At 73.0% G+C, this 26,744-nt stretch carries 25 protein-coding genes and 1 tRNA gene; 14 read left to right on the forward strand and 12 right to left on the reverse strand.

Annotated elements, in window-relative coordinates:
- The gene (locus tag AC1WTP_RS08785) at positions 1–801 is read right to left on the reverse strand and encodes an alpha/beta fold hydrolase (RefSeq protein WP_481648714.1); all 801 of its coding nucleotides are present in this window, start codon (positions 799–801) and stop codon (positions 1–3) included.
- Positions 802–1,116: 315 nt separating this feature from the next.
- Between AC1WTP_RS08785 and AC1WTP_RS08790 the strand changes: the two genes are divergently transcribed.
- Positions 1,117–2,844: a bifunctional metallophosphatase/5'-nucleotidase gene (locus AC1WTP_RS08790; RefSeq protein ID WP_481648715.1), complete on the forward strand. Its 1,728-nt coding sequence runs from the start codon at positions 1,117–1,119 to the stop codon at positions 2,842–2,844.
- A gap of 351 nt (positions 2,845–3,195) precedes the next feature.
- Here the strand turns inward: AC1WTP_RS08790 and AC1WTP_RS08795 are convergent, their stop codons facing one another.
- Positions 3,196–4,479: an MFS transporter gene (locus AC1WTP_RS08795; protein WP_481648716.1), complete on the reverse strand. Its 1,284-nt coding sequence runs from the start codon at positions 4,477–4,479 to the stop codon at positions 3,196–3,198.
- Between the two features lie 165 nt (positions 4,480–4,644).
- Between AC1WTP_RS08795 and AC1WTP_RS08800 the strand changes: the two genes are divergently transcribed.
- Complete coding sequence (locus AC1WTP_RS08800) at positions 4,645–5,118, forward strand: hypothetical protein (protein WP_481648717.1); 474 nt, start codon at positions 4,645–4,647, stop codon at positions 5,116–5,118.
- Between the two features lie 126 nt (positions 5,119–5,244).
- Here the strand turns inward: AC1WTP_RS08800 and AC1WTP_RS08805 are convergent, their stop codons facing one another.
- Positions 5,245–6,258: a hypothetical protein gene (locus AC1WTP_RS08805; RefSeq protein ID WP_481648718.1), complete on the reverse strand. Its 1,014-nt coding sequence runs from the start codon at positions 6,256–6,258 to the stop codon at positions 5,245–5,247.
- An 87-nt stretch (positions 6,259–6,345) separates the two neighbouring features.
- The gene (locus AC1WTP_RS08810) at positions 6,346–7,029 is read right to left on the reverse strand and encodes an MOSC domain-containing protein (protein WP_481648719.1); all 684 of its coding nucleotides are present in this window, start codon (positions 7,027–7,029) and stop codon (positions 6,346–6,348) included.
- Positions 7,030–7,427: 398 nt separating this feature from the next.
- On the opposite strand from AC1WTP_RS08810, the gene AC1WTP_RS08815 reads away from it, so the two are divergent.
- From AC1WTP_RS08815 to AC1WTP_RS08825, 3 genes are all read left to right on the forward strand, one after another.
- On the forward strand, positions 7,428–7,952 hold the full coding sequence (locus tag AC1WTP_RS08815) for a SigE family RNA polymerase sigma factor (RefSeq protein WP_481648720.1): 525 nt from the start codon (positions 7,428–7,430) through the stop codon (positions 7,950–7,952).
- A complete protein-coding gene (locus AC1WTP_RS08820) occupies positions 7,949–9,160 on the forward strand; it encodes a hypothetical protein (RefSeq protein WP_481648721.1) in 1,212 nt (403 codons plus the stop codon). The genes AC1WTP_RS08815 and AC1WTP_RS08820 overlap by 4 nt, the downstream gene beginning before the upstream one ends.
- A gap of 266 nt (positions 9,161–9,426) precedes the next feature.
- Entirely contained in the window at positions 9,427–10,116 is a 690-nt protein-coding gene (locus tag AC1WTP_RS08825; RefSeq protein WP_481648722.1) for a P-loop nucleotide/nucleoside kinase family protein, read from the forward strand.
- Here the strand turns inward: AC1WTP_RS08825 and AC1WTP_RS08830 are convergent.
- Positions 10,061–10,327, reverse strand: a complete 267-nt coding sequence (locus tag AC1WTP_RS08830) for a helix-turn-helix domain-containing protein (protein ID WP_481648723.1) — start codon at positions 10,325–10,327, stop codon at positions 10,061–10,063. The genes AC1WTP_RS08825 and AC1WTP_RS08830 overlap by 56 nt on opposite strands.
- Before the next feature lie 90 nt (positions 10,328–10,417).
- Between AC1WTP_RS08830 and map the strand changes: the two genes are divergently transcribed.
- Positions 10,418–11,236 (forward strand): type I methionyl aminopeptidase, encoded by an 819-nt coding sequence (gene map, locus AC1WTP_RS08835; protein ID WP_481648724.1) that lies wholly within the window; start codon positions 10,418–10,420, stop codon positions 11,234–11,236.
- A 213-nt stretch (positions 11,237–11,449) separates the two neighbouring features.
- Here the strand turns inward: map and AC1WTP_RS08840 are convergent, their stop codons facing one another.
- From AC1WTP_RS08840 to AC1WTP_RS08850, 3 genes are all read right to left on the reverse strand, one after another.
- Positions 11,450–12,040 carry a DinB family protein gene (locus AC1WTP_RS08840; RefSeq protein WP_481648725.1) on the reverse strand — a complete coding sequence of 197 codons (591 nt, stop codon included), beginning with the start codon at positions 12,038–12,040 and terminating at the stop codon, positions 11,450–11,452.
- Positions 12,041–12,300: 260 nt separating this feature from the next.
- Positions 12,301–12,377: transfer RNA gene (locus AC1WTP_RS08845), tRNA-Pro, on the reverse strand.
- A 193-nt stretch (positions 12,378–12,570) separates the two neighbouring features.
- On the reverse strand, positions 12,571–13,464 hold the full coding sequence (locus tag AC1WTP_RS08850) for a metallophosphoesterase (protein WP_481648726.1): 894 nt from the start codon (positions 13,462–13,464) through the stop codon (positions 12,571–12,573).
- A 25-nt stretch (positions 13,465–13,489) separates the two neighbouring features.
- Here AC1WTP_RS08850 and AC1WTP_RS08855 point away from each other — a divergent pair, with 25 nt between their 5' ends.
- Positions 13,490–13,945, forward strand: coding sequence for a GatB/YqeY domain-containing protein (locus tag AC1WTP_RS08855; protein ID WP_481648727.1), 456 nt, complete (start codon positions 13,490–13,492; stop codon positions 13,943–13,945).
- A gap of 76 nt (positions 13,946–14,021) precedes the next feature.
- Here AC1WTP_RS08855 and AC1WTP_RS08860 read toward each other — a convergent pair whose 3' ends face one another.
- Positions 14,022–16,454, reverse strand: a complete 2,433-nt coding sequence (locus AC1WTP_RS08860) for a penicillin-binding protein (protein ID WP_481648728.1) — start codon at positions 16,452–16,454, stop codon at positions 14,022–14,024.
- 402 nt (positions 16,455–16,856) lie between these two features.
- Here AC1WTP_RS08860 and AC1WTP_RS08865 point away from each other — a divergent pair, with 402 nt between their 5' ends.
- Positions 16,857–17,177 (forward strand): WhiB family transcriptional regulator, encoded by a 321-nt coding sequence (locus tag AC1WTP_RS08865; protein ID WP_447134006.1) that lies wholly within the window; start codon positions 16,857–16,859, stop codon positions 17,175–17,177.
- Between the two features lie 35 nt (positions 17,178–17,212).
- Here AC1WTP_RS08865 and bagB read toward each other — a convergent pair whose 3' ends face one another.
- The 3 genes from bagB to AC1WTP_RS08880 are packed head-to-tail and all read right to left on the reverse strand — an operon-like array spanning position 17,213 to position 20,025.
- Positions 17,213–18,364: an ATPase BagB gene (gene bagB / locus AC1WTP_RS08870; protein WP_481648729.1), complete on the reverse strand. Its 1,152-nt coding sequence runs from the start codon at positions 18,362–18,364 to the stop codon at positions 17,213–17,215.
- 54 nt (positions 18,365–18,418) lie between these two features.
- Positions 18,419–19,393, reverse strand: a complete 975-nt coding sequence (bagA, locus tag AC1WTP_RS08875) for an ATPase BagA (protein WP_481648730.1) — start codon at positions 19,391–19,393, stop codon at positions 18,419–18,421.
- 26 nt (positions 19,394–19,419) lie between these two features.
- On the reverse strand, positions 19,420–20,025 hold the full coding sequence (locus AC1WTP_RS08880) for an Rv0361 family membrane protein (RefSeq protein WP_481648731.1): 606 nt from the start codon (positions 20,023–20,025) through the stop codon (positions 19,420–19,422).
- 305 nt (positions 20,026–20,330) lie between these two features.
- On the opposite strand from AC1WTP_RS08880, the gene AC1WTP_RS08885 reads away from it, so the two are divergent.
- The 6 genes from AC1WTP_RS08885 (at position 20,331) to AC1WTP_RS08910 (ending at position 26,733) form a co-directional block, all read left to right on the forward strand.
- The gene (locus AC1WTP_RS08885; RefSeq protein ID WP_481648732.1) at positions 20,331–20,807 is read left to right on the forward strand and encodes a hypothetical protein; all 477 of its coding nucleotides are present in this window, start codon (positions 20,331–20,333) and stop codon (positions 20,805–20,807) included.
- A gap of 44 nt (positions 20,808–20,851) precedes the next feature.
- Positions 20,852–21,007 (forward strand): Sp36 family protein, encoded by a 156-nt coding sequence (gene sp36 / locus AC1WTP_RS08890; RefSeq protein WP_088996459.1) that lies wholly within the window; start codon positions 20,852–20,854, stop codon positions 21,005–21,007.
- 76 nt (positions 21,008–21,083) lie between these two features.
- Positions 21,084–21,545, forward strand: coding sequence for a RidA family protein (locus tag AC1WTP_RS08895; RefSeq protein WP_447134010.1), 462 nt, complete (start codon positions 21,084–21,086; stop codon positions 21,543–21,545).
- A 121-nt stretch (positions 21,546–21,666) separates the two neighbouring features.
- Complete coding sequence (locus tag AC1WTP_RS08900) at positions 21,667–22,503, forward strand: MBL fold metallo-hydrolase (protein WP_481648733.1); 837 nt, start codon at positions 21,667–21,669, stop codon at positions 22,501–22,503.
- Positions 22,500–26,087, forward strand: coding sequence for an adenylate/guanylate cyclase domain-containing protein (locus AC1WTP_RS08905; RefSeq protein WP_481648734.1), 3,588 nt, complete (start codon positions 22,500–22,502; stop codon positions 26,085–26,087). Before AC1WTP_RS08900 ends, AC1WTP_RS08905 begins: the two co-directional genes overlap by 4 nt.
- 187 nt (positions 26,088–26,274) lie before the next feature.
- Positions 26,275–26,733, forward strand: coding sequence for a hypothetical protein (locus AC1WTP_RS08910; protein WP_481648735.1), 459 nt, complete (start codon positions 26,275–26,277; stop codon positions 26,731–26,733).
- Positions 26,734–26,744: the final 11 nt, after the last annotated feature.

Raw genomic sequence — 26,744 nt, forward strand, 5'->3', positions numbered from 1 at the left:
TCAGCCGAGCAGGAAGTGGCGCATCTCGGCGGCCAGTGTGTCGGCCGGCACCTCGTGGAAGCCGCCCGGCAGGCTGACGTGCCGGGCACCGGGGATCGCCTCCGCCGCGGCCCGGGCGCCGTCGCGCAGCCACTGTGGACTGGCCGTGCTGTCCACCAGCAGCGTCGGGACACCGATGCCGGCCAGCCGGTCGACCGGGAGGGTGCCGTCGCCGCTGATCAGCGTGTCGTACGGGAGGGTGTGCGCCATCGACTCCAGGAACGGCCACATCGGCTCGGCGCGCATCCCGGCCACCGCCTCGGCGGGCACCCCGACGGCGGTGACCAGGAAGTGCTCGACCGCCCCGGCGCGGTCACCGGCCGCGATCAGCTCGGCCGTGCGGGCCGAGATGTCCGGCCGGGAGCCGGCGTGCGGCCCGATCTGGAACGGCGGCTCGAACATGACCAGCCCGGTCACCGGCAGCCCGTGCGACGTGGCGTACGCGGCGAGGATGGCGCCCGAGGAGAGCCCGTAGAGGTGAGCCTTGCCGCCGGCCGCCTCGATCAGTGCCGCGACGTCCTCGATCTCCCGGCGCACCTCGTAGGGCGGGGTGTCGCCACTCGCGCCGCGGCCGCGCCGGTCGTAGCTGACGGCGGTGAAACCGGAGGACGCCAGCGCCTCGGCCAGCGCGCGGGTGGTCGACCGGTCGTTGAAGGCGCCGCCGGTCAGGATGATCGGTGGACCGTCGCCGGACCGTTCGTACGCAATCGGGGTGCCGTCGGCCGACCGCACCGTTTCCACCGCCGGGCTGCTCCCGCTCATCCGATCATCCCTCTGCTCGTACGCCGTCTGGTTTCTCCTTTCTAGACCAACCCACCGACAACGGGGGACGGTCGGTCGTCACCTGCCGGCCATGTCGGAATCGTCCCTTCGCCCGGTCCCGGTCACCGGCGATGTTCCCAGCTCTGCTGTGCTGTCCAGGTCGACCGTTCGCGGCGCGGATGAGAGGCTGTCCCCGGCGGGGCGGCGGCCCCCACCGCTGCCACCCGCGATCGAACCCTGCCGACGGCGGGGCCGGAGCCCGGCGCGAACCACCGACCGGGCGCCCGCCGCGCCGGAAATCCCATGAGGAGTTCCATGTCCATCCCCGGGATGCGTCGGGCCGCCATCGGCCTGACCGCGCTCGCCGTGACCGCCTTCGGCGCGGTCGCCACCGGCCCCGAACAGGCGGACGCCAGACCGAAGCCGGTCGACGTCACCCTGCTCGCCCTGAACGACTTCCACGGCAACCTCGAACCGCCGAGCGGCTCCAGCGGCTCCATCGCCGGGCAGCCCGCGGGCGGCGTCGAGTACCTCGCCACCCACCTCGCCGAGCTGCGCGAGACGGTCAAGAAGAAGAACACCATCACGGTCGCCGCCGGCGACCTGATCGGCGCGTCCCCGCTGCTCTCCGCGGCGTTCCACGACGAGCCGACGATTGAGGCGCTGTCGCTGGCCGGGCTCGACTACGCCAGCGTCGGCAACCACGAGTTCGACGAGGGCGCCGACGAGCTGCTGCGCATCCAGAACGGCGGCTGCCACCCGGTCGACGGCTGCGCCGACGGCACCCCGTACGAGGGCGCCGGCTTCCAGTACCTCTCGGCGAACGCCTTCAAGACCGCCACCGGGGAGCCGCTGCTCGCCCCGTACGCCATCCACAAGGTGGACGGCGTGCGGATCGGCTTCATCGGCATGACGCTGGAGGGCACCCCGCAGATCGTCAGCCAGCAGGGCGTCGCCGGCCTGACCTTCTCCGACGAGGCGGACACCGCCAACCGGTACGCCGCCGAGCTGCGCGCCCGGGGCGTCGAGACCATCGTCGTGCTGCTGCACGAGGGGGGCAGCCAGGCCGCCACCGGCGGCATCAACGACTGCGTCGGGATGACCGGGCCGATCGTCGACATCACCAACCGGATGGACCCGTCGATCGACGTCGTGGTCAGCGGGCACACCCACCAGGCGTACAACTGCAACATCAACAACAAGCTGGTCACCAGCGCCAGCTCGTTCGGCCGCCTGGTCACCGACATCGACCTGAAGATCGACCCGCAGACCGGCGACGTGATCACCGCGACCGCCGAGAACGTGGTGGTCACCCGGGACGTCGCCAAGGACCCGGCGCAGACGGACCTGATCGGCCGCTACAAGACGGTCCTCGGCCCGGTGGCCGGCCGCGTGGTCGGTCAGACCAGCACGGCGATCACCAAGACCCAGGAGAACCTGCTCGCCACGTGCAGCTCGCAGGTCCCCGCCAGCTGCGGTGAGTCCCCGCTGGGGAACCTGATCGCCGACGCGCAGCTCGCCGCCACCGACGACGAGCAGGGCGCGGTCGCCGCGTTCATGAACCCGGGCGGCGTCCGCGCCGACCTGGACGCCGGCCCGGTCACCTACGAGGAGGCGTTCACGGTGCAGCCGTTCGCCAACAACCTGGTGACCCTCGACCTCACCGGCGCGCAGCTGTACTGCCTGATGGAGCAGCAGTTCGTCACCGGCCGCATCCTCTACCCGTCGTCGACCGTGCGCTACGTCGTCGACCTGAACGGCGCCACGGCCACCGCGGCGGACCCGTGCGCCGGCACCCGGGTGGTCCGGGGCAGCCTCAGCTTCGGCGGGGTGGCCGTCGACAGCGCCGCCACCTACCGGGTCACGGTGAACAACTTCCTGGCCGGCGGCGGTGACGGGTTCAGCGTCCTCACCGGCGGCAAGAACCTGGTCACCGGCATGATCGACCTGGACGCCTTCGTGGCCTATCTGACCGCGGAGTCCCCGGTCTCGGCCCCGGCGCTGGACCGTATCCGCACCACCGCCGAGGTCGCCGCCGCCTGACGGCAGCGCCCCACGCAGTTCGGGCCCCGGAGCAGCGCGCTCCGGGGCCCGACGCATTACCGCAGCCGCGCCGCCGCGCCGCCGCGCTGCCCGCGCCGCCGCGCCGCCCGCGCCGCTGGCGCGTCCCGCCGCACGCCGCACGCTCCGCGTCCGGTCGCGACGGTCGGCGCAAGATCGCGCTCGATCCTGGATGTAGTGGTCTCCTCGCCTCCGCGAGGCCACTACATCAAGGATCGAGCGCGATCATGACCGGGTGACCGGGTGACCGGGTGACCGGGTGACCGGGTGACCGGGTGACCGGGTGACCGGGTGACCGGGTGACTGGGTGACCGGCCGGGTGGCCGGGTGGGGTCAGGCGGGGGCGGGCGCCGGCTCGGGCGTGGACGGGACGGCCGGCAGGCGGCCGTCCTGGCCCGGCGTGAGCAGCCGCCGCAGGGAGAGCGCGACCAGCGAGGCGACCAGGCAGCCGCCGACAACGGTGGCGACCCAGATCCGGCCGTCGGCCGCGCCGATCAACGGACCGGCGGTCACCGGGCCGATCACCCCGCTGATGCCGAAGATCATTGAGCTCATCGCGTTGTAGCGGCCGCGCAGCTCGTCGGTGGCCAGCGCGTTGGTCAACGCAGGCATCACCGGCGAGAGCATGGTCTCGCCGAAGCCGAAGATCGCCGAACAGGCCACCACGCCGAGCGCCGCGAGCAGCGCGTTGCCCGTACCGACGACCCCGGCGGCGCCGAGGACCAGCCAGGCGGTCGCGAAGACCGCGCCGACCACGGCCAGCGCGCCGGTGCGGCTGCGCCCCTCCAGCCGGCGGAGCATCACGAGTTGGGCGAGCACGATCATCACCGTGTTGCCGGCCAGCGCCCACGCCACCACCCGGGGGCTCACCTCGACCACCCGGACGGCGTACGCGGCGAAGCCGACCTCGATCTGGGCGTACCCGCAGGTGGTGAGGACCAGCCCGAAGATCACCAGGCGGCGGAACGGGCGGTCGCGGAGCACGGTCAGGTAGCCACCGGTCGACGGCTTGTCCCCGGCCGTCCGCGCGGCGAGCCGGTGCCCGACGCCCGGCAGGGTCAGCAGGATCAGCGCGGGCATCAGGTAGGTCACCGCGTCCAGCAGGTAGATCAGCTGGAAGGTGACCGGGCGACCGGTGTCGACGATCGCGCCGGAGGTCAGGCCGCCCATGCCGATACCGAGGTTGAGCAGGGCGAAGTTGAGCCCGAAGACCCGCTGCCGCTCGCCGTCGTCGGTGAGCGAGGCGAGGATGGTGTTCTGCCCGGACCAGATCGCGGAGCTGCCGATGGCGATCACCGTCATCACCAGGAAGGCCGAGGCGGTCGAGTCGACCAGCGCCAGCGAGCCGGTGCCCACCGCCTCGACCACCAGGCAGGGCAGCACCACCCGGCGGGCGCCGAACCGGTCGATCAACGTGCCGCCGATCGGCGACAGCGCCAGGGTGACCGCGCCGTACCAGCCGATGACCAGACCGGCTCGGGCGTCGGTGAGCCCCCGCACGTCGGTCAGGTAGATGAACAGGAACGGCAGGGTGAGGCCGCGCCCGATCGCCGAGAGCAGGGTGCCGACGAGGATCCGGCGGGCTTCCGGGCGGCGAGGTAGGGCGCGACGCAGCATGTCCGCGATTCTGTTCGCGGGGTGCGACAGGTGGCGAGCCGTTTACCGTGGCCCGCGCGGACGTCCGTCCGGCCACGTGACCAACGCCACGTTGGCCACGCCGGCCCGCTGACGGCTCCGCCCTCGGCGGTCGGCCGTGTCGGTGCGCTCTGCCATGCTGGTCCGGTGACCGTGACCTGGCGACACCTGCCCGCGTCCGCCCGTGAGATCGCCGTCGCGGCCGCCGAGGCCGTCGCCGCCGCGCAGGTCCGCGACCCGCAGGTGTACGAGACGTCCGCCGGGCGGCTGGCGGGGGCCGAGCGGTCCGGCCTCGTGCTCGGCGCGGTGGTCCGGCTGCTGCTCGAGGAGACCCACCCGGAGGGGCTGGCCGGCGACGACGTCCGGCAGGTGCTGGAGCGCTGCGTCCGGTCGGCCGCCGCCTGGCGGCCGGAGGTCGATCCGCACGTGGTGCTGGTGCTGCTCGCCGGTGCCCTCGGCGTGTACGACCCGGGCGACGACGACACCCCGCCCGACCCGGCGGCGGTCGCCCGGCACGCGCCGCTGCTCGTCGCCGACCTGCTGGCGGTCACCGGCCGCCCGCTCGACGGTTACCTGGCCGCCGCGTTCGGCGAGATCGAGCGCACCGAGCGGCAGGACTGACGGCCGCTGCCCGCGACGGCCGCCCGGCGCTGCTCGCCGTCGCGCTGGCGTGCTGGCCGGCTACGAACGCGTCCGCCGACCGTGACCACGGCATTCCGGCCCCGTGGACCCGGCCGAGCGTCGCGGTCACCGCAGGATCGGGGTCGAGGCCAGGTCGTCGTCGCTCGCCGGCTCGCCGCCCCGGCCGACCGACTTCGCGAACGCCGCCAGCTGCCGCACCTTGTACGTGCTCCGGCCCGAGCCCAGCCAGTACTTCCACGGGTAGTCGGTGAGGTTGTTGCGCAGCGCCGCGAAGTGCCGGGCCGCACGGCGACGGTCACCGGCCAGGGTCCAGGCGTACGCGAAGCGGCTGTGCGCCATCACCCAGCCGTGCACCGGTAGGTAGGCCGGATGCTCCACCGAGCGCTCGACGGCCCGGCTCAGCTCGGCCCGGACCCAGGGCTGGCGCATCCAGCCGGTCACCGACTTCTCGGCGCGCGCCTGCTCGATGTGCGCCTCGGCGACCACCGCAGCGCTCAGCGAGCCCGGCGGCGACTGCGACGCGCACTCGGCGGCGAACGCGTGCAGCTGCGCGAAGGAGCCGCCCCACTTCGGACAGAGCTGCTGCGCGAGCGCGAGCTGGGCGCTGAACGGGTGCGGCCGGGACCGGGCGGCCTGCTCGTAGCGCCGTCGTGCCTCGGCCAACCCCACGCTCAGCCCCCGGGCGATGCGGACCCGGGTGGTCCACGCCGAGACGTTGCCCGGTTCGCCGGCGGTGACCTGATCGAGTAACTCGTCCGCGCGGCCGAGGTAGGCGTGGAACTGCTCGAACTGCTCGGCGCTGGTGAACTTCGCCGGCCGGGCGCCGCGGGCCTCCCAGCCCATCGTGACCCAGCGCGCGCCGAGCAGCGTTCCGGCGAGCTCCGGCGCCAGCGGGCCGTGGACAGCCGGTTCGAGGAGTGCCTCGACGCCCTTCAGGTCCGCCACCAGGTTGGTGGCGACCGACGGGTCGTGCTCGGCGGGCAGTCGGGCGAAGAAGTCGACCACGGCGGGCCAGTCCCGGCGGACGACGGCCCGGCGCAGCGGGCGCAGGTCCGGGTAGTGGCGGGTGAGGCTGAGCTTCGGCAGGCCGAAGGCGGTGACGATCCTCGGGGTGGGCACGGCGCAGAGCATAGGCATCGGCCGTACGGTCCGCTGCCCGGTGGAACACGGAAGGTCAGCTACACCGGTTTCCGCGATCGGGCCGGCTCAGTCGAGCCAGCGGGCCTCGTCGCCGACCCGGACGTGACCGGGCGATTCGACCGCGGCGTACACCCCGAGGGTGTTGCCGAGGTCGCGAGCGACCCAGCGCAGCACCGCGCGGTCATGGGGAACGGTCGGGGTCTCCTTGGTGATCATCACGCATCGGTCGCATCCCTCGGTGAAACGCAACCGCAGCGTGCCGATGGCCATCCGCCGGCCGATCCAGTCGTGCTCGGGAAACCCCGTTCCGCGTTCGTCGGTCACGTCGGCCAGGACCAGGTTGGGCCGGAACCTCGTGACGTCGATCGCGCTGTCTGGCAGCGCCAGGCCGAGGCGGCGCAGCGAGGTCGTCGTCAGCACGTGCAGTGCGGCGTCCGGCTTGTCCGGTCGGTGCCCGGCCAGGGTGACCTTGGCGTTGACCGCGGCGCCGAGCCGGCTGTCGGCGTCGGGTGCGTCGGAGCGGAACGACTCGCCGTTCGGCGGGACCAGCTCGGCCGCGTCCCCGCCCACCGCGACCGCTCGCACCCGCATCAGCTCTGGAATGGCACCCGCCCAGGTGACCTCGCCCCGCTCGTCGTGGACGGCGACGATCCGGTCACCCTCGACCCCGAGGGCGCCGACTGCGGCGGCGGTCAGCGGCTCGCCGCCGACCGACTTCACCGGATAGCGCCACAGTTGATCGACCCGCATGCGGCCCCCATCGAGCTGTGCTGACCGTGCCATCCAGGATGGTAGCCAGGTCCGTGGTCGTCTGAGCTTGCGTGGAGCTGGCGCGGGGAGCCATGGCGCCAGGTGGACCGCCCGGCCGCACCTGACTCGGGCATCCGGGGATGCGAGCGGATTCCCCAAGCGGACGGTCGGGAGGCTGGGCAATTCTCCGACCGATGCGTCGCGAGTCGGCGTCGGCTGCCTGGTCGCCGTCGTCCTCGCGATGGTGGCCCCGCGCCGAGGTCCGTCGTGTCCGTCATCGTCCGGCAGCTCGGCTGCGCCGTCGGCTGCTCCCGGCCCAGATGCAACCTTTCGCCAACCCGGCTCCGACTAGAAGACGACCAGCGACAACCTGCACATGGATGGAAGAAGGGAGCAGGATGCGGCCGGACCTCGAACGGGAGTACGTCGAGTACGTGACGGCGCGGTTGCCCCGCCTGCATCGCACGGCGTACTTGCTCTGCGCCGACGCGTTCCAGGCGGACGACATCGTCCAAGCGACGCTCACGGCGCTCTACCTGAACTGGAGGCGAGCCGCCGCTGCGGACAACCTCGACGGGTACGTGCATCGGATCATGGTGCGGCGCCACCTCGACGAACGGCGGCGCGGGTGGTCGAAGGTGCTGCTCGGCGATCGCGTCCCGGAACTGTCCGCACCCGCCGACCACGGTGTCGAGGAGCGAGACGCGCTGGTGACGGCATTGCGGTCGCTGCCCAAGGGCCAGCGGGCCGTCGTGGTGTTGCGCTTCTTCGCTGACCTGTCGGTCGAGGCGACCGCGAAGGCCATGGGGTGCTCGACGGGCAACGTCAAGAGCCAGTGCTCCCGAGGTCTCGCCAGCCTGCGCGAGGCGCTTGACGCACGGCATCTGGTCGCCACCGCACAAGGAGCGAGGGGTCGGTCATGAACGAGGAACAGGAACTGCGGGACCAGTTGCGAGCGGTCAATGTGCCGCCCAGCCGCATCGAGGTGGACGTGCTGGTCCGCGCCGGGCGCCGGCGCGCCTTTCGCCGCCGATCGGTGCAGGCGTCCGGGGGCGTGGCGCTGGCCGCAGCCGTGCTACTGGCGGTTCCGTCGATCCTGACGCGAGCGGGGGCGCAGCCGGCGGTCGAGGCGGGTGCGGGCCCGGCCAGCGCCTCGGCGGGGGCGACTGCACCGGCTCGCCCGGCCGGCCCGTGCCGGATGACGGAACTGCCCGTGCCGTCCGGGATGAAGGATGTCGCGGTCGTCGGGGTCGATCCGACCGGCAGGTACTTCGTAGGGCACAACGTCGTCGGCCAGGACTTCCGGCCGATCCTGTGGACCGACGGGCAGCCGCAGGCACTGCCGGTGCAGGGCAAGTCGGTCGAGGTGACCGCCGTCAACGCCAGCGGGGTCGTGGTCGGCCTGGTGGCGAACACGCAGCAGGAGTACGTCTTCCGCTACGAGAATGGCGCGTACACGAGGCTGCACACCCCGCCGGGGAACTGGCACCCCTACCCGACACCGGCGATCAACGCCGCCGGCGACGTCGTCATCAACGTCGAGCCGCGCGGCAACACGGGCGGCAAGGACAGTATCGTCCTGCTCTGGAAGGCAGGCTCGACGACCGCGGTCACGCTGCCGCTTCCGGCCGGGGCCAACGCCTACGACATCACCGACGACGGCACCATCGTCGGCGCGATCTACAAGGACGGCGTCGCCACCACGGCGTACGCCTGGGACCAGCAGGGCAACGGCCGCAAGCTGGAGCTGCCGACCGACCGGACCGGAGCCGCGTACGCGGCAGAGGGTGACTGGGCGACGGGCGGTCTGTGGCCGTCCAGCTCCGCCACAGGCGGCCAGCGTCGCCCGAAAGGAGGCCCGCGCGAACCGCAAACCGCGCTGTGGAACCTCCGGACCGGCGAGGTGATCAAGCTGGGGACGCAGGGACCGGGCGAGGCGCTCAACGCCTCCGCCTGGGTTGTCGCCGGTGGCGCCGTGCTGCGTGACGGTGCCACTGTCGACCTTGCCGTGCCCACCGGGCAGACCAGCAGCGCGGCCGCCGTGTCCGACACCGGGTTGGTCGTGGGGCAGGCGCTGACCAGGGGCAGCGACCACGACCAGAACCTCGGGCCGCGTATGTGGCGTTGTTGACACGACGACCGTGCGGAGGGTGCGACCGGTGGCGAGCAACCGTCGCCGGTCGCACCGCCTGACGGGATCGAACCGTCGACCTACGCCCTTCGAGATCAAGTTGTTCGCCACGGGCCACTTGCACAACCCGGTGAAGCTACCTGCCACTGATGCCCGGTCATGACCGCTGCCGGGTCGCCGCCACCGGCCCAGCGATGGCCCGTGCCGCCCTGGCGCTCTCGCTCGGCACGTCGACAGCGTGTCTGCGGGTCTGCCAGGATCGGCGGATGCTGGTGAGGGAACGGCCGGTGGTGATCGCTGTCTGCGGGTGTCCGGGGGCGGGGAAGACCACCATCGCCTCTGCAACGGCTGGCCGCTTCGGGGTCCCGTTCCTGACCCGCGACAAGATCAAGACAGGTCTTGGGCTGTCCTCCGCCTCCGTCGCCGAGGACGGCCGGCTCCGGCTCGGCGAAGACTTCCACGTGGCCGGTGGCCCCGTCAGCCTCCGGGCTGAGGCCGTGATGGTCGACGCGGTCCGGCTGCTCGCGGCCGCAGGGGTGAGCTTCGTCGTGGAGTCCTCGGTGTTGTCCCGCGAGCTGCTAGGCGTGCTGCTCGCGGGTGGCGCCCGAGTGCTGGCTGTTCACGTCGTCGCCCGGGAGGCGGTCATCGGCCGGCGACTTGTTGCTCGGGCGGCCGAAGGCGGGGCCATCGACCAGCAGCTCCTGTCCCTGTTTCAACGGGGTGAGATGAAACGGTCGATCTTCGAACCGCCGGAGGGCGTCGACGCCGTCGTTGAGATCGACACCTCGGACGGTGGAGCTCCGGCCGTCGAGACGATCGTGGCAGCGGTCGTAGCCCTGCACGGGCCGCCAAGAACGGGAGGCGGCGGCTCTCCTGGCGGAGTACTAGGGCGGCCGGTCCCTAGGACGCCTGGCGGATGGGCATGTCGGCCAGCCAGACGTCGGCCAGGTCGCTGAGGGGGACGTCGAGGGCCTGGCTGAGGCAGACCACAGTGCCGAACGCCGGTGCGGGAAGGCGGCCTGCCTCGATCTTGCGCAGCGTCTCGGGGGAGATGCCGGCTGCCAGGGCCACCTCGACGAGGCTCCGGCCGGTCCGCGCGGCCCGGAGGGCGGCTCCGAGGCGCTGGCCCGCTGCGATCTGGTCGGCGGTGAGTGGTTGGCGAACCATGTCAGCAGGATATCCCTCCGGAGCGGCCCCGATCTGGCGTGGTATAAAAATAACGGTATAGAAATACCGCATCCGGAGAGGGAGGCTGTCGTGATCGAGCTCAAGTCCGCCGAGGAGATCGGCCGGATGGCGGTGGCCGGCCAGTTCGTCGGCGAGCTGCTCGCCGAGCTGAGCGGTGTCGCCGCAGTCGGCGTCAACCTGATCGAGCTCGAACACCATGCCCGCCGCCGGATCTCCGAACGCGGAGCTGAATCCTGCTACTGGGACTACGCCCCTTCGTTCGGCCGCGGCCCGTTCCGCAATGTGCTGTGCCTGTCGGTCAACGACGCGGTGCTGCACGGCCTGCCGCACGACTATGTTCTGCGGGACGGTGACCTGCTCAGCATCGACATGGCGGCCGGCATCGACGGCTGGGTCGCCGACTCCGCGCTCTCCGTCATCGTCGGCACCCCCGACCCGGCCGACCTGAAGCTGATCGAGGCCACCGAGGTCGCACTGGAGGCCGGCATCGCCGCCGCCCAGCCCGGCGGCCGCCTCGGCGACATCTCCGCGGCGATCGGCGAGGTCGCCCACTCCTACGGCTACGGCGTCAACGCCGAGTTCGGCGGCCACGGCATCGGCCGCACCATGCACGAGGCCCCGCACGTGCCCAACAACGGGCGCGCCCGCCGCGGCATGAAACTCGAACCCGGCCTCACCATCGCCATCGAGCCCTGGTTCTGCCGCTCCACCGACAAAATCACGTTCGACAACGACGGCTGGACGATCCGCTCCGCCGACGGCTCCCGCACCGCCCACTCCGAACACACGGTCGCCATCACGGCTTCCGGCCCCCAGGTCCTGACCCGCCGCCCCACTCGCGGCACCACCTCGGCCGATCCCACCCAAAAGCCCGCCACAGCCGCCTGACCCACTGCCCACCCTGGGGCGTGGCCCAGGGCGTTCGGGAATGGGGCCTGCCGCAGCTTCCTGCGCAGGCCCCAGCCGGACGCCTCGCCCCACCGCTGCGGGCATGCGTGCCGGCCTACGGATCAGGCTCAGGAGCCGCGCCCTCGTGCGTGACCCGACAGCTTCTCGTCGGCCATGTGGTCGACCTCAACCCGAGCGCGCCGTACCGGGCGGCTACTCGAATTGGTCAGAGAGCTTCGTCAGCTTGGTGACGTACGCCGGCCAGTCATGGTCGTGGGGGACGTTGGTGTTCTCCCGCCGCAAGCCGATCGCCCCGTCGTGCTGCTCGCGCATGATGTCGGCGTGACCCGCGTGACGCGCCAGGTCGCAGATCACGTGAACGATGATCCTTTGCAGCGTCACGCCCTGTCCACCCGGCCGCCACCACGGCACCCGCCCCGGCGCGTCGAGCGGTAGCTGTTCGATGGTCTGGTCCGCGAAGACCCCGACCCGGCGATAGAGGTCGATCAGCCCATCTTTCGTCTCGTCCTCCCGTGCGTACCAGTCTGCTTGCGGATCGTCCTCGTACACCCGCATGGGGACCAGTTCCTCCGGGGTCGGGAACTCGCGCCCGAAGGTGGGCCCGAAGTAGCCGGCTTCGACATTGAGGCAGTGCTTGATGACTCCCAGCAGGTTGTTGCCGGTCGCGGTGCGGGGCAGTCTGACCTCGCGCTCACTCAGCCCGTCGAGCTTCCAGATCAGGTCGTCGCGAGTCGCCTTGAGGTAGTTGTGCAGCGCCGTCTTCGGGTCGCTCAGGTCAGTCATGCCGGCCAGTCTTCCTGATCCGACCGAACCGTTCGTGCCAGGCGTCGCCTACAAGATCAGCGCCGGCAGGGCGGACTCGACACATCGCCGGCAGCCGGCTGCCCGGTTTTCGACCTCGGATCGCTACACGCGCTCGACGCGTGACCGGGATCGCAGGGACTTGCGTCGTCTGCTGCCTTCTCGCTGCCTGGGGATGAGCGGTGATCCCCGGAAACGAATCAAGGCCCCTCTGTGGAGGGGCCTTGACCTGCTGTTACCTCTGGTCGGGGTGGCCGGATTCGAACCGACGACCTCTTCGTCCCGAACGAAGCGCGCTACCAAGCTGCGCCACACCCCGAGGCGTGCCGACAAATAGTAGCCCACCCGCTCCGGTGGTCAAACTCGGTACCCCCGCCGCCCGGCGGCCGGTCCCGGTGGCGCCGAGATCCGCGCAACTTCCCTGATGTGGTGCCCTCATCGAGCCGAGGAGGCCACTACTTCCCGGAGGTTGCGCGGATCTCGGGGGCGGCCGCGGCGCGGGCGACCGCGGATCAGCGGGGGATGAGGGTGAGGATGCTGGCCTCGGGTGGGCAGGCGAACCGGACCGGGGCGGTGGGGTGCGTCCCGAGGCCCGCGGAGACGTGCAGCCAGGAGTCCGAGCCGGGCCAGCGGTGCAGGCCGCGCGCCATCGACCGGGGCAGCCCGCAGTTGGTGACCAGCGCGCCGAAGCCCGGCACGCAGACCTGGCCGCCGTGGGTGTGCCCGGCGAGCAGCAGCCCGAACCCGTCGGCGGCCATCTGGTCGAGCACCCTCGGCTCGGGGGAGTGGGTGAGTGCGATCGACAGGTCGGCCGAGGGGGACACCGCCCCGGCCACCGCGGCGTAGTCGTCCCGCTCGATGTGCGGGTCGTCGACGCCGGCCAGCTCGACCACCCGGCCACCGGCCTTGATCGTCGTGCGGGCGTTGTTCAGGTTCACCCAGCCCGCGCCGGTCAGCACCTCGCGCAGTTCCTCGTGCGGCAGCTCGACGCCCTCGGTGTACTCCCGGTCGGGCAGGAAGTAGGTGAACGGGTTCTTCCAGACCGGGCCGGTGTAGTCGTTGGACCCGAAGACGAAGGCACCCGGATGGTCGAGCAGCGGCTGGAGGGCCCGCAGCACTCCCGGCACGGCGCCGGGGTGCGCCATGTTGTCCCCGGTGACCACGACGAGGTCCGGGTCGAGGGCGGCCAGCGAGGCCACCCAGCGCTGCTTGCGCGCCTGGTCGGGCATCATGTGCAGGTCCGACAGGTGCAGCACGCGCAGCGGCTCGGCGTCGGCCGGCAGCACCGGCACGTCGTACCGCCGCAGGGTGAACATGTTGCGCTCGACGAGCGACGCGTAGGCCAGGGCGGCCCCGCCCACCGCGGCGGTTCCGGCCGCGAGCCGGAATAGTGTGCGCTTTCGCATGGCGTTCAGGGTAGTTTGACCGTCCATGAGCACGCTGAAGGACCGTCTCACCGCCGACATGCGCGCCGCTCTCAAGGCGCGCGACGAGCTGACCACCTCCACGCTGCGAATGGCCCTGGCGGCCGTCGGCACCGCCGAGGTCGCCGGCAAGGCCAAGCGGGACCTCACCGACGACGAGGTGCTCGCGGTGCTGACCAAGGAGGCGAAGAAGCGGCGCGAGGCCGCGACCGCCTTCGCCGACGCGGGCCGCACCGACCAGGCCGCGAAGGAGACCGCCGAGGGCGAGGTGCTGGAGCGGTACCTGCCGAAGCAGCTCGCCGACGACGAGCTGACCGAGCTGGTCGCGGGGGCGCTCGCCGCGGGCGGGTTCACCGGCAAGGCGCAGATGGGCCCGGCCATGAAGGCGGCCCAGGCCGCGGTGGCCGGCCGCGCCGAGGGGGGCCGGGTGGCCGCGGAGGTACGCCGGCAGCTCGGCCTCTGACCCCGCCGGCATCTGCCGGCGTACGCGAGACGGGCGGGCACCTCACGGTGCCCGCCCGTCGTCGTGCTGGCGGTGATCAGCCGCGGGGTCGGCCCGGTGGACGGCCCGGGTTGGTCGGCTGGCCACCGGTGCTGCCCGGCGTGGCGCCTCCGCCGCCGCTGCTGACCTGGATGGTGACCACGCCACCCTTGATGGTCCGGCCGTCCGGGCTGGTGCCGGCGGCGGTGCCCGCCGGGCAGCTCGACGCCACCTTGGTATCGGAGACGACCGCGTCGAAGCCGGCCCCCTCGATCCGGTTCTTCGCCGTCTCGACCGACTGGCACTTGACGTTCGGGATGGGGCGCTGGTCGCCCTCGGAGATCTTCTTGCCGGGCGGCTCGAAGTTGATCCGGGGCTTGCCCTTCATCGCGTCGCGCAGCGTCTCGTAGACCGGCGGGTTGATGCCGTTGGGCACGTTGTGCCCCATCTTGACGTTGGTCTGCGGCCAGTCCGGGTCGGCCATGATGCCGGCCACCGCGTACTGCTTGGTCATCGCGACGAGGGCGGCGCTCTTCTCCGAGTCGGTGGTGCCGGACTTGCCGGCCACCGGCGCCTTGACGATGCCGCGCACGTTGGCGGCCGTCCGGCTGCCGCCGCAACTGCCGTTGGCCGGGCTGTCACCGACCGGGCAGCGGGCGGCGTCCACCGCGGCCCGGGCCACGTCCGTGCTGATCCGCTTCTCGCAGCGGGTGTTCGCGACGTCGAGCTTCTTGCCCTCCGGGTCGCGGATCTCCTGTACCGGGATCGGCTCGCAGTACTTGCCGTCCGCGGCGAGGGTGGCGTACGCGTTGGCCAGTTCCAGCGGGGTGGTGTCCGTGACGCCCAGGGTGAACGCGCCCCAGTCGTGCGCGTAGTCCTTGTTGTTGGCCCACAGGTTTTCCTTGCTGACCCGGAACTGGATGCCGAGCCGCTTGGCCACGTCGACCACGTTCTCCGCGCCGACCTGCTGCTGCAGCGGCACGAAGTAGGTGTTGATCGAGGCGGAGAAGGCGCTCCACATGTTCTGCACGCCGCCGGCCTTCTTACCGGAGTTGGTCGGGCAGTACTTGTTGGTGCCCGGGCAGGCCGCGGGAGAACCTGCCTCGACGATGTACTCCGACTTGAACTGCTGCGGCGCGTTGATGGTGTAGCTGAGCGGGATGCCCTTCTCCAGCGCCGCCACGATCGTGAAGATCTTGAAGGTCGAGCCGGCCTGGTAGCCGGTGATGCCGTCACCGCCGGTCAGCAGCGGGTTGACCGTCTTCGGGTAGTTGCCCCGCTTGCCCTTCTTGCGCTGCTTCGGATCGCTGTGCGCCTTGTTCGTCGGCTTCTTCGGGTCGTCCAGCTTGAAGGTGCGGTTCACCGCCAGCGCGCGGACCCGGCCGGTGCCCGGCTCGACCACCGCGACCATCGCCGCCTCCTTGGCGGTCTCGCTCTTGGCCTTCCGGACCGCCTTGTCGGCGCCCCTCTGGGCCTGCACGTCGAGCGTGGTGATGATCTGGTAGCCGCCGCTCTTGAGCCGCCGCTCCCGGTCGTACGACGTCGAGCCGAACGTCTCCTGCTGCATCCACCAGCGGTAGAAGTAGTCGCAGAAGAAGCCCCAGCCCTTCTCGGTGGTGTCGACGCAGCCGTTCGGGGTGCGCTTGTCCTTCACCACCAGCGGGGTCGCCTTGGCGGCGTCCGCCTCCTGACGGCTGATCGCGCCGATCTCGAACATGTTCTCGATGACGTAGTCGCGCCGGTCCTTGGCGAGCGGATGGCCGCTCTTGGTGGTCGGGTCGAACGAGCTGGGGGCCTTCACCATGCCGGCCAGCATCGCCGCTTCCTCGATCTTCAGGTTCTTCGGCGGCTTGCCGAAGTAGACCTGGCTGGCGGCGTAGACGCCGTACGCGCCGTTGCCGAACGCCGCGATGTTGAGGTAGCGCTCCAGGATCTCGTCCTTGGAGAGCTCCTTGTCGATCTGCAGGGCGTAGCGCATCTCGCGCAGCTTGCGGGCGCTGGTGTCCTCGGTCGCGGCGACCACGTCGGCCGGGTGGGTGGCCGAGTACGCGATGGCCAGCCGGACGTACTGCATGGTCAGTGTGGAGGCGCCCTGCCGGTCGGCGCCCGCGCTCTGGTTGTTGACGAAGGCGCGGGCCACGCCGTTGAGATCGACGCCGTTGTGCTTGTAGAAGTCGTGGTCCTCGGCCGCGATGATGGCCTTCTGCATCACCGGCGAGATGTCGGCGAGCTTCACGTCGCGCCGGTTCTCGTCGTACATGGTCGCCAGCGGGGTCTTGCCGTCCGAGGCGTAGAGGTAGCTGATCTGTGGCGCGCGGGCCACCGTCAGCTCCTTGGGCAGGGCGCCGAAGGTCTCGGCGCCGGCCTTTGCGGCCAGCCCGGACATCGCCACCGCGGGGAAGGCCGCCGCCGCGACGACCACGCCGGCCAACAGGCCGCAGATCAGCAGCGATGCGGCGTTGGTCAGCACGTTGTGGTCACGTTTCCGCATCCAGGTCACCTCGACAGGGTACGCGAACAGGTAACGAGGGGCGCTGGGGCATTCTTTCCCCATTTCCTGCGCGCGCCGACCTCGTTGTGCTAAACGCACGACCCCTGGTGCGTGGTTGCGTGAACCCGGCGCCGAGTCTCCTCCATCACGGAGGCGGTCGCAGCGTTTTCACGTACTGGGGCGGGGTAAGCGGCGGTCGAGAGCCCGGGAAGCCGGGAGTGTCCGGAATGATGGATTTGGCCGACAACGTTGCGTAATCGGGCGACTACAGAGCATGATGGGGGCGGCGACAGCGCCACATGTCGTCCGTGCCGCCTTGGGGAAGGCAGGCCGGGCGACCGGGGGGAATTGCCGGCTGGTCCGCACGACGTCGGTAGGTACTGCAAGGGGGGACGTGTACACATGGGCATGATCACTGACTGGCCGTCGCTGGCGGCATGTCAGAACGGGGACCCGGACGCGTTGTTCGTACAGGGCGCCGAACAGAACGTGGCGAAGCGGATCTGCCGGAGCTGCCCAGTTCGGTACGAGTGCCTGGCCGACGCGCTGGACAACCGGATCGAGTTCGGTGTGTGGGGTGGCATGACCGAACGCGAACGCCGTGCGCTGCTGCGCCGTCACCCCCAGGTGACGAGCTGGCGCAAGATGTTCGAGGCCGCGATGAAGAAGAACAGCAAGGACAAGGCCGGCAAGGACAAGATCCTGGTGAGCGCCGCCGGCTGACCGCCGCGGCCCGGGCCGGACCGGCCCGCCACGGCTCAGTCCTGGCTGATCGCCGCGCCGATCGTCCGCAGCCCGTCGACGTCGTGCACGTCGGCGGGCTGCGCCGTCACCGACACCGCCGGCACCGCCGGGAACTCCGCGGTGAACCGCTCCGCGACCCGCTGCTCGCGGAGCGCCTGCTGGACCAGCGCGGCGTGCGCCCGGAGCACGTCGACGGTGCCCCCGTGTCCGCCGAGGCCGGCCAGCCGCTCCGCGGCGGCCAGGCTCTCCGCCGCGTCGAGGCCGGGCGCCGTCGGGCGGTGCACCCGGTTGAGCACCAGCCCGGCCAGCGGCATCCGCTCCTCGCGCAGCCGGCCGGCGAAGTAGGCGGCCTCCCGGACCGCGTCCGGCTCCGGCGCCGCGACCAGCAGGAACGCCGTCTCCCGCGCCTGCAGGATGCGGTACGTCTGCTCGGCGCGCTGCCGGAAGCCGCCGAACATCGAGTCGAGCGCGGCGACGAAGCCGGAGAGGTCGGTCAGCAACTGGGCGCCGAGCACCTTCTGCACGACCTTGGAGAACATCCCGAACGACGCGGTGACCAGGCTGAACATGCTCCGCCCGCCGGTGCGTGCCGGAGCCAGCAGCAGCCGCAGCATCCGCCCGTCGAGGAAACGGGACAGCCGGGCCGGGGCGTCGAGGAAGTCCAGCGCCGACCGGGACGGCGGGGTGTCCACCACGATGAGGTCCCACTCGCCCCGGGCGTGCAGCTGGCCGAGCTTCTCCATCGCCATGTACTCCTGCGTACCGGCGAAGGTGGAGCTCATCGCCTGGTAGAAGGGGTTGCCGAAGATCTCCGCCGCCTTCGCCGGGTCGGTGTGCTGGAGCACCACGTCGTCGAAGGTGCGCTTCATGTCGAGCATCATGGCGTGCAGCTCGCCGCCGCTGGCCTCGACGTCGATCCCCTTCACCTGGCGAGGGGTGTTGTCCAGCTCGGTCAGCCCGAGCGACTGGGCCAGCCGGCGGGCCGGGTCGATGGTGAGCACCACCGTACGCCGGCCGTGCTGCTCGGCGGCCCGGAGCGCGAGTGCGGCGGCCGTGGTCGTCTTACCCACCCCGCCCGCCCCGCAGCAGACCACGATCCGCACGCCGGGGTCGGCGAGGATCTGGTCGACGTCCAGCTGCGGCGCCGCGTCTTCGGAAGGCACCAATCGAGCGTATCGGGCCGGCTGGGTCCGTGCGCCGGTGCCGACGGCAGGTGTGAGTCAATCGGCCCGGACGAGCGCCTGCGCGAGGGTGTCCAACCCGGCCCGGTCCACGCCCTCGGGCAGCAGCGGCAGCTCGGTCAACGGCAGGCCCAGCTCCACCAGGTCGGCCCGGAGCGAATCCTCCAGCTCGCGGCGGACGGCCTGGTCGCGCGCCTCGGCGTGCAGCCCGGCCACGATGTCCCGGTCGGCCGGCAGCCCGGCGGCGAGCAACCCCCGGCGCAGCTCGGCCTGGCTGACCACCCGGCCCGCCGGCAGCGGGGGCCGGGCGGCGTTGACGATCACCCGGCCCACCGGGAAGCCGAACGAGGTCAGCTCGGCGATCGCGTCGACCGTCTCCTGGACCGGCATCTCCTCGAGCAGCGTGACCACGTGCACCGCGGTGATCGGCGAGCGCAGCAACGCGGAGACCCCCTCGCTCTGCGTCTTGATCGGGCCGACCTTGGCCAGCCGGGCGGTCTCGGCGGTGACGTTGAGGAAGCGGCCGATGCGCCCGGTCGGCGGGGCGTCCAGCACCACCGCGTCGTACACCCGGCGCTGCCCGGCGGTGCGGGTGGTCGCCTCCTTCACCTTGCCGGTGAGCAGCACGTCGCGCAGCCCGGGGGCGATGGTGGTGGCGAAGTCGATGGCCCCCAGCTTGCGCAGCGCCCGGCCGGCCGCGCCGAGCTTGTAGAACATGTCGAGGTACTCCAGGAGCGCCTCCTCGGCGTCCACCGCCAGCGCCCGCACCTCGCCGCCGCCGGGCGCGTCGGTGAGGTGCCGCTCCTCGTAGGGCAGCGGCTCGGTGCCGAAGAGCTGGGCGATGCCCTGCCGCCCCTCGACCTCGACCAGCAGGGTGCGCCGGCCGCCGGCGGCCAGCCCGAGGGCCAGCGCCGCCGCCACGCTGGTCTTGCCGGTGCCGCCCTTGCCGGTCACCACGTGGAGGCGGCCCGGCCATCCCTCGGCCGGGTCGGCCGGTCGCTCAGCTGCTCGCACCCGTCGAGCCTATCCAGCGGCGGCGCTCAGGCGACCTCGCAGACCCACCAACCGGTCTTCCTAACCACCGTGAAGCGCAGCTCCTGGTCGGCGACCTTCTCGTCGGCGGTCGTCATGGTCACCTTGGTGCTGACCGTGGCCCGCTCGCCGGTCTGGTTGTCCACCTTCGGCTTGGTCCACCGGAACCGGGGGTTCTGGTAGGTGCCGACGTACTTCTCCACCTCGGCGACCTTGGCGGCGATCCGGTCGTCGTCCCGGGCCGCCGAGCAGACCAGGGTCGCCGCCTTGGCCGCGTCCCGGTCCTTGTAGACGGCGGTGAGGAACTCGTCGACCGCGACCGCCGGTTCCTTGGCGCCCGCGCCGGTCTCCGCGTTGCGCAGGGTGAAGAAGGCGGCCACGCCACCCCCGGCGCAGAGCAGCAGGACCACCGCCAGCGCGATCGAGGCGATCAGCAGGCCGCGCTTCTTCTTCGGCGCCGCCGGGTCCTGGTACGGCGGGTACCCGGCCGGGGGCGGCGGGACGGTCGCCGGGTCGGGGTTGGGCAGGGCGCCGGGCTGGGTGGCCGCGGCCGGACCGGGCGACGTCGGGGCGTCGGGCTGGCCGGTCGGCTCGCCGCTGGGTGGCTGGGTCATCTCTTCCCCCGGGGGTGCGACGTCGTCACCACCGGAGGCGACGAGCGGGTACGAGCGGGCGAGCCCTGCGCGGGCGTCCGACCGGAAGGGTAGCGGTCGGCGCCGTACTGCGGGGGAGGGCGGTCGGCCGGACTCGAACTCGGACGCTCTGTCGCATATGTGACTTTCGGTCACTTGGCGTGCGCGTCCTGTTTACGGGACTCGGGCCGCCGACCTACCTTCTGACCTGCGTAGAGGGACCGGGGCGGGGGCGGGTCCGGACCGGATGGCGATGACGTGACCAGGTACGACGCCCGGAGGCAGCGATGCGCGACGCGGACAACAACCCCCGAGCCCAGTCTCCGACGGGGCGCCGGACCGGTCCCGCCGCGGGCGAGGCCGAGGGGGCCGCCGCCGGACTGCCGATCAACGAGCGGTCGTACCGGCGGATCGCCGAACCCGTCGAGGTGCTGCGGACGCTGCCCCGGCCCGCCGACCGGGCCCGCGAGGAGGACGAGCCGGGCTACGTCATCCACCTGCCGATCCGGGTCGCCGACCTGGCCGCGGCGACCGCGCTGGCGGGCACGGTCGCCACCTCGCTCGGGTTCCTCACCGAACTCGACGCCGGCGAGACCACCGTCTCCACCGCCGACGACCAGAACAACCGGCACCGGGTCTTCTGCGACCTGCTGCTGCCGGACCGGACCCGGTGCCCGCAGCGGTACGAGCACAGCGGGGCGTGCGGCGAACTGCCGAGCGCCCCGGAGCAGCGTCCCGCACCCCGGCCGGCCGGCGGACCGTAGGCTGTCCCTCGAAGTGTCAACGCCACCGAGGGAGCCCTCCGCCGATGCAGAAGTGGGAATACGCCACGGTCCCGCTGCTGGTCCACGCGACCAAGCAGATCCTCGACAACTGGGGCGAGGACGGGTGGGAACTCGTCGCCGTGATCCCCGGCCCGAACCCGGACCAGCTGGTCGCCTACCTGAAGCGGCCGAAGGCATGAGCGGGCGGAGCGAGCGAGTCGCCAGGCTCGGCGCGATGGTGCCGCATGGCGGCACGCGGCGGAGCGGAGTGCCGGCATGAGCAACGGTCCGCACGGAAAGCTCGCGGAGCTCGGGCTCACGCTTCCCGAGGTCGTGCCCCCGGTGGCCAGCTACGTGCCGGCCGTGCAGTCCGGGCAGCACGTGTACGTGTCCGGCCAGTTGCCGATGGCCGAGGGGAAGCTGCTGGCGACCGGCAAGGTCGGCGCCGGGGTCTCCGCCGACCAGGCCAAGGACCTGGCCCAGCGCTGCGCGTTGAACGCGCTGGCCGCGATCGACTCGCTGGTCGGCCTGGAGAACGTGGTCAAGATCGTGAAGCTCACCGGCTTCGTCGCCTCGGCCCCGGGCTTCACCGGCCAGCCGGCCGTGATCAACGGCGCCTCCGACCTCTTCGGCGCGGTCTTCGGTGAGGCCGGCCGGCACGCCCGCAGCGCGGTCGGCGTGGCCGAGCTGCCGCTCGACGCCCCGGTCGAGATCGAGGTCATCGTCGAGGTCGCCTGACCTGGCAACGCTCCCCGCGATCCGCGCCGCTCGGCCGGGCAAAAGCCCTGAAGCGGCACGTATCCCGAGCCGATAGCGCAAGATCGCGGGGAGTGGCCGGCGGGGCCGTACGATCGCAGCCATGACCGGGCACTTCACGGCGCCGGCGGCCGCGCTCGCCGACGAGCTGCCGGGCTGGGCGACGCTGCTGCGCGCCCCGAACCCGGGGCCGATGACGCTCGACGGCACCAACACCTGGCTGCTGCGCGCGCCCGGCGCCGAGCGGGCGGTGGTGGTCGACCCGGGCCCGGCCGACGAGGAGCACCTGTCCCGCATCGCGGCGCACGGCCCGGTCGACCTCGTGCTGATCACGCACGGGCACGGCGACCACACCGACGGCGCCCGCCGGCTCGCCGAGCTGCTCGGCGGGGTGCCGGTACGCGCCGCCGACCCGGCGCACACCCTCGGCGGGCCGCCGCTCTCCGGGCCGGGCGACCAGCTCGACGGCGCCGGCCTGGGCATCCGGCTGCTGCCCACCCCGGGGCACACCGGCGACTCGGTCTGCTTCCTGGTCGAGCACGACGACCAGCGGGTGGTGCTCACCGGCGACACCATCCTGGGCCGGGGCACCACCGTGGTGGCCCACCCGGACGGGCACCTCGGGGACTACCTGACCAGCCTGGAGCTGCTCAGCACGTACCGGGGGGTCCCGGCGCTGCCGGGGCACGGCCCGGCGCTGGCCGACTGCGGCGCCGCCGCCGAGTTCTACCTCGCCCACCGCCGCGCCCGCCTGGACCAGGTCCGCGCGGCGGTCGCCGCGGGCGCGCGCACCCCCGCCGAGGTGGTCGCCGCGGTCTACGCGGACGTGGACCGGTCGCTGTGGTGGGCCGCCGAGTGGTCGGTCCGCGCCCAGCTGGAGCACCTCGGGGTCGACACCGGGGAATCGGACCCCGGGGTGAGCGGGTTGGAGCAAGCGTGACCTGCCCGGTGTGCGGAACCGTCGCCGTACCCGGCGCCCGGTTCTGCCACAACTGCGGGGCGGCCCTGCCGGCCGCCGCGACGCTGCCGGCGGCCGAGCGCCGGGTGGTCACCGTGCTCTTCGGTGACCTGTCCGACTTCACCTCCTGGTCGGAGGACCTCGACCCGGAACGGGTCGGCGCGGTCACCGACCGGGTGCTGGCCGCCTTGGCCGGCGCGGTGAAGACCTTCGGCGGGCACGTCGACAAGCTGACCGGCGACGGGATCATGGCGGTCTTCGGCGCGCCGGTGGCCCACGAGGACGACGCCGAGCGGGCGGTCCGCGCCGCGCTCTCCATGCAGCGCGCGGTGCGCCGGGTGCTCGACGACGAGCGCGGCGGTGGCGCCCCGCTGGGCCTGCGGGTCGGGCTCAACACCGGCGACGTGATCGCCGGCATCCAGGCCGCCATCGAGTACACGGTCATCGGCGACACCGTGAACACCGCCGCCCGGTTGGCCGACGCCGCCGCCGTGGGCGCGGTCTACGCCGGCGCGCGCACCTCCGCCGCCACCCGGCACGTCGCCTCCTGGCGGGCGCTGCGGCCGCTGCGGCTCAAGGGCAAGCGGGAGCCGGTCGAGGCGTACGAGCTGCTCGGTCTCCTGGACGCCCCGGGCACCCGGTCCGGCCTCGGCGACGAGGCGCCGTTCGTGGGCCGGGAGACCGAGATCGGCCGGGTCGCCGGCCGGCTCGCCGAGGTGGTCGACCGGGGCGAGCCCCGGGTGCTGCTGATGACCGCCGAGGCGGGGATCGGCAAGTCCCGGTTCGCCGCCGAGGTGGAACGCCTCGCCGCCGGCTACGACGTGGGCGCCGGCCGGTTCGCCGCGCACACCGGCGCCCGGGTGCTCTCGGTGCGCTGCGCCGCGTTCGGTGAACGGCGCCGGCTCGCCCCGCTGGCCGACCTGGTCCGGGCCGCGGTCGGCCTGCCCGGCGACGCCGCCACCGCGGTCACCCGGCCGGCGGTGGAGGAGCGGCTGCGCCGGCTCGGGCAGCGGCTCGGCCGGACCGGCGAGCCGGTCCCGATCGCCACCGACCAGCTGCTGGCCCTGCTCGGCTACGCCGAACTGCCCGCCGGCGGGCCGACCGACCAGGGCGAGTGGAGCGCCGCGCAGGCGCCCGCCGACGCCGACGCGGTGCCGAACGCGGTGGCCGACCTGCTCAGCGCGCTCGCCGTGGAGGCGCCGCTGGTGGTCGTCGTGGACGACCTGCACGACGCCACCGCCGAGACGATCCGCGCCCTCGGGGTGACGCTGTCCCGGCTGAGCGGTCCGGTGCTGGTGCTGCTGCTGGGCCGGCCGGAGCTGGTGCGGACCGCCGGTGCGCTGACCCGGGTGGCCGACGCCGAGGTGTACGTGCTGCCGCCGCTGCGCGGCGCCGACGCGGCCCGGCTGCTCACCAGCTATCTGGGCGGCGGCAAGCTGCCGCAGGCCGACACCGACCGGCTGCTCGCCACCGCCCAGGGCAACCCGTTCTACCTGGCCGAGCTGGTCACCCTGCTGATGGAGCGCGGGGCGCTGACCGCGGTGGCCGACCGGAGCGCGCCGAACCCGGGCGGCTGGCGGCTGGTGCCCGGCTCGCTGGGCAGCCGGCTGCTCTCGCGCGACCTGGCCGCCGTGCTCGCCGCCCGCATCGACGCGCTGCCGGCCGAGGCGCGCTCGGTGCTCCGGGACGCCGCCGTGGTGGGCGACACCGTGCCGGAGGGCGCCCTGGAGGCGCTGCGCGAGCAGCGCGCCGGACTGGCCGGCCGACCGGCGGCCGTGGCCGCGGTCGAGCTGGAGCGGGCCGTCGAGGAACTGCTGCAACGCCGGATGCTGCACCGCACCCGCACCGGGTACGCCTTCGCCACCCCGCTGATGCGCGAGGCCGCCTACGCCGGGGTGAGCAAGGCCGAGCTGGCCGACCGGCACGCCGCGCTGGCCCGGTGGGCCAGTCTCGACCCGGTGGACGGGTCGACGCCGCCGGGCGGGTTCACCGAATCGGCCCGGGACGACTTCGTGGCCGAGCACGTGGAGCGGGCCGCCGCGCTGGCCGACGCCGTCGGGCTGCGACCGGACGCGCCGGCCCGCGCGGTGGTGCCGCTCGGCGTCGCCGCGCTCGCCCGGGCCGCCCGTCGCGCGCTGCACGTGGGCGAGCCCGCGCTGGCCGTGGAGCACGCCGACCGCGCCGCCGAACTGGGCCGGGACGGGGTGCCGGCGGCCGACCGGGTGGTGCACGCCCGCGCGCTGCTCCAGGTCGGCCGGCCGGCCGACGCGCTCGCCTACGCCGAGAAGATCGCCGCGAACGCCGGCGACGAGGCCGGGGTCCGGGCCAGCGCGCTGCTCCTCGCCGGCCAGGCCCACCAGACCATGGGCGACCAGGCGCGGGCGGTGTCCTGCTGGCAGGAGGCGTTGCAGGTGGCCACCGCCGCCGAGCTGCCCACCCTGCGGGCCTCCGCGATGCGCCGGCTGGGGATGGCCGACTTCATCGCCGGCCGGCTGGGCCAGGCGAGCAGCCGGCTCGCCGCCTCGTACCAGGTCAGCCTCTCGGTGGCCGACCGCCGGGGGCAGGCCTGGTCGTTGCAGAACCTGGCCTGGGTGACCACCACCCGGGGGGACTTCGCCGGCGCGGACGCCGTGCTCGGCCGGGCCGCCCGGCTCTTCGCCGAGCTGAAGGACCCGTACGGGCGGGCCTGGCTGCGCGGCACCACCGCGTTCGCCCGGCTGCTCGCCGGCCGGCTGCGCGAGGCGAGCCGGCTGGCCCGGGTCTTCCTGCCCTTCGGTGAGCGGGTCGGCGAGGCGTGGGCGGTCGGCACGCTCCGCGCGGTCGAGGCGTTCGCCACCGCGGAACTCGGCGAACTGGCTGACGCGGACCGGGAGGCGCGCCGGGCGTACCGGGACTTCGCCGCCGCCTCCGACGACTGGGGGCGCGGGTTCGCGCTGGTCGTCCGGGGGGTGGTGGCCCGCGGGCTGGGCGAACCGGAGCACGCCGCCGACCTGTTCACCGACGCGCTGTCGTACGCCCACCGGACGTCGCACCCGCTGCTCACCGGGATGGCCGGCACGCTGCGCGGGTTCGTGGCGCTGGACATGGGCGACGGGGCCGCCGCCGAGCGGGACGCCCGGGCGGTGCTGACCGCCGTCGAGCCGCACAATCCGCAGGCGCCCGCGCAGGTGGCGCCCCGGGTGCTGCTCGCGATGGCCCGGCTGGCGGCCGGCGATTCGGCCACCGCCGTCGGCCTGCTCGCCCCGGTGGCCACCACCGCCGCGAACGCCCCGTCGCTGCTCTTCTCCCGCCGCCAGACGTTGGCCCGGTACGCCTCCGCGCTGCTCGCCCACGGCCAGCGGGAACAGGCGCTGGACTGGGCCCGGCGAGCGGTCGCCGCCCCGGCGGAGGACGTGCGCAGCCAGGTGATCGCGGAGAGCGTGCTGGCCGAGGCGCTGGCCGCCTGCGGCCGGCCGGTGGAGGCGGTGGCCTGCGCCGAGAAGGCGGTGCGGCTGGCGTACGCCACGGAACAGCGCAGCGAGCGGGCCGCCGCCGACGCCCTGCGCGCCCGACTCGCCGGCGGCTGAACCCCTCCCGGCCGGACCGGTCCTGCCCCCTGCCGCTGCACACGGGGATCGACCCGGAGTGAACGCGGTCCGGTGGGGTGGGGGATTGTGGCGGTTCTGCCGATGTGCCCGGCGGAGGTGGTCGCTAGCCTGTCACTCCACGCGGCGTCCACAGTGGCGGCCGTACCGGGGTCAGGGGAGGGCCGTCATGAGGCTGCCGCGTTCGGGCGCCGGCTGGACGATCGCGGTCTTCGGCGTGCTGGCGCTGCTCATGGGCGCGGTCGGGCTGCTCTGGCCGGAGGCGCTGCTGCGGATGCTCGGCTTCGAGGTGCCGGAGCGGCGGGCGGCCGGCGACCACACCGGCACCTTCCTGATGGCCTCGTCGATGGCCTCGTTCAACATGGGGGTCTACTACCTGCTCGCCACGGCCACGGAGTGGCGCGCGTTCTACCGGTTCACCGTCGTCTTCCGGCTGGTCACCTTCACCGTCTTCAGCATCGCGGTGCTGGCCGACATCGCCCCGGGGCGGTTCTTCGGGGTGGCCGCGTGGGAGGGCGTGGGGGCGGTGGCGACCGCCGTCGGGCTCTGGTGGGACGCCCGGCGGGCGGGCTCCGCCGAGCCGTCCGCCCGGGCCGGGACCGCGCCCGCCGCGGACGCGGTGCACTGAGCGTCCGGCCC

The organism is Micromonospora sp. R311, from assembly GCF_056780015.1.

Excerpts from the sequence above, each read along its gene's own strand:
- AC1WTP_RS08785 (WP_481648714.1), bottom strand. The coding sequence starts at position 801 with ATGAGCGGGAGCAGCCCGGCGGTGGAAACGGTGCGGTCGGCCGACGGC.
- AC1WTP_RS08790 (WP_481648715.1), top strand. The coding sequence starts at position 1,117 with ATGTCCATCCCCGGGATGCGTCGGGCCGCCATCGGCCTGACCGCGCTC.
- AC1WTP_RS08795 (WP_481648716.1), bottom strand. The coding sequence starts at position 4,479 with ATGCTGCGTCGCGCCCTACCTCGCCGCCCGGAAGCCCGCCGGATCCTC.
- AC1WTP_RS08810 (WP_481648719.1), bottom strand. The coding sequence starts at position 7,029 with ATGCGGGTCGATCAACTGTGGCGCTATCCGGTGAAGTCGGTCGGCGGC.
- AC1WTP_RS08815 (WP_481648720.1), top strand. The coding sequence starts at position 7,428 with ATGCGGCCGGACCTCGAACGGGAGTACGTCGAGTACGTGACGGCGCGG.
- AC1WTP_RS08820 (WP_481648721.1), top strand. The coding sequence starts at position 7,949 with ATGAACGAGGAACAGGAACTGCGGGACCAGTTGCGAGCGGTCAATGTG.
- AC1WTP_RS08825 (WP_481648722.1), top strand. The coding sequence starts at position 9,427 with ATGCTGGTGAGGGAACGGCCGGTGGTGATCGCTGTCTGCGGGTGTCCG.
- AC1WTP_RS08830 (WP_481648723.1), bottom strand. The coding sequence starts at position 10,327 with ATGGTTCGCCAACCACTCACCGCCGACCAGATCGCAGCGGGCCAGCGC.
- AC1WTP_RS08840 (WP_481648725.1), bottom strand. The coding sequence starts at position 12,040 with ATGACTGACCTGAGCGACCCGAAGACGGCGCTGCACAACTACCTCAAG.
- AC1WTP_RS08850 (WP_481648726.1), bottom strand. The coding sequence starts at position 13,464 with ATGCGAAAGCGCACACTATTCCGGCTCGCGGCCGGAACCGCCGCGGTG.
- AC1WTP_RS08855 (WP_481648727.1), top strand. The coding sequence starts at position 13,490 with ATGAGCACGCTGAAGGACCGTCTCACCGCCGACATGCGCGCCGCTCTC.
- AC1WTP_RS08860 (WP_481648728.1), bottom strand. The coding sequence starts at position 16,454 with ATGCGGAAACGTGACCACAACGTGCTGACCAACGCCGCATCGCTGCTG.
- AC1WTP_RS08865 (WP_447134006.1), top strand. The coding sequence starts at position 16,857 with ATGGGCATGATCACTGACTGGCCGTCGCTGGCGGCATGTCAGAACGGG.
- AC1WTP_RS08880 (WP_481648731.1), bottom strand. The coding sequence starts at position 20,025 with ATGACCCAGCCACCCAGCGGCGAGCCGACCGGCCAGCCCGACGCCCCG.
- AC1WTP_RS08885 (WP_481648732.1), top strand. The coding sequence starts at position 20,331 with ATGCGCGACGCGGACAACAACCCCCGAGCCCAGTCTCCGACGGGGCGC.
- sp36 (WP_088996459.1), top strand. The coding sequence starts at position 20,852 with ATGCAGAAGTGGGAATACGCCACGGTCCCGCTGCTGGTCCACGCGACC.
- AC1WTP_RS08895 (WP_447134010.1), top strand. The coding sequence starts at position 21,084 with ATGAGCAACGGTCCGCACGGAAAGCTCGCGGAGCTCGGGCTCACGCTT.
- AC1WTP_RS08900 (WP_481648733.1), top strand. The coding sequence starts at position 21,667 with ATGACCGGGCACTTCACGGCGCCGGCGGCCGCGCTCGCCGACGAGCTG.
- AC1WTP_RS08910 (WP_481648735.1), top strand. The coding sequence starts at position 26,275 with ATGAGGCTGCCGCGTTCGGGCGCCGGCTGGACGATCGCGGTCTTCGGC.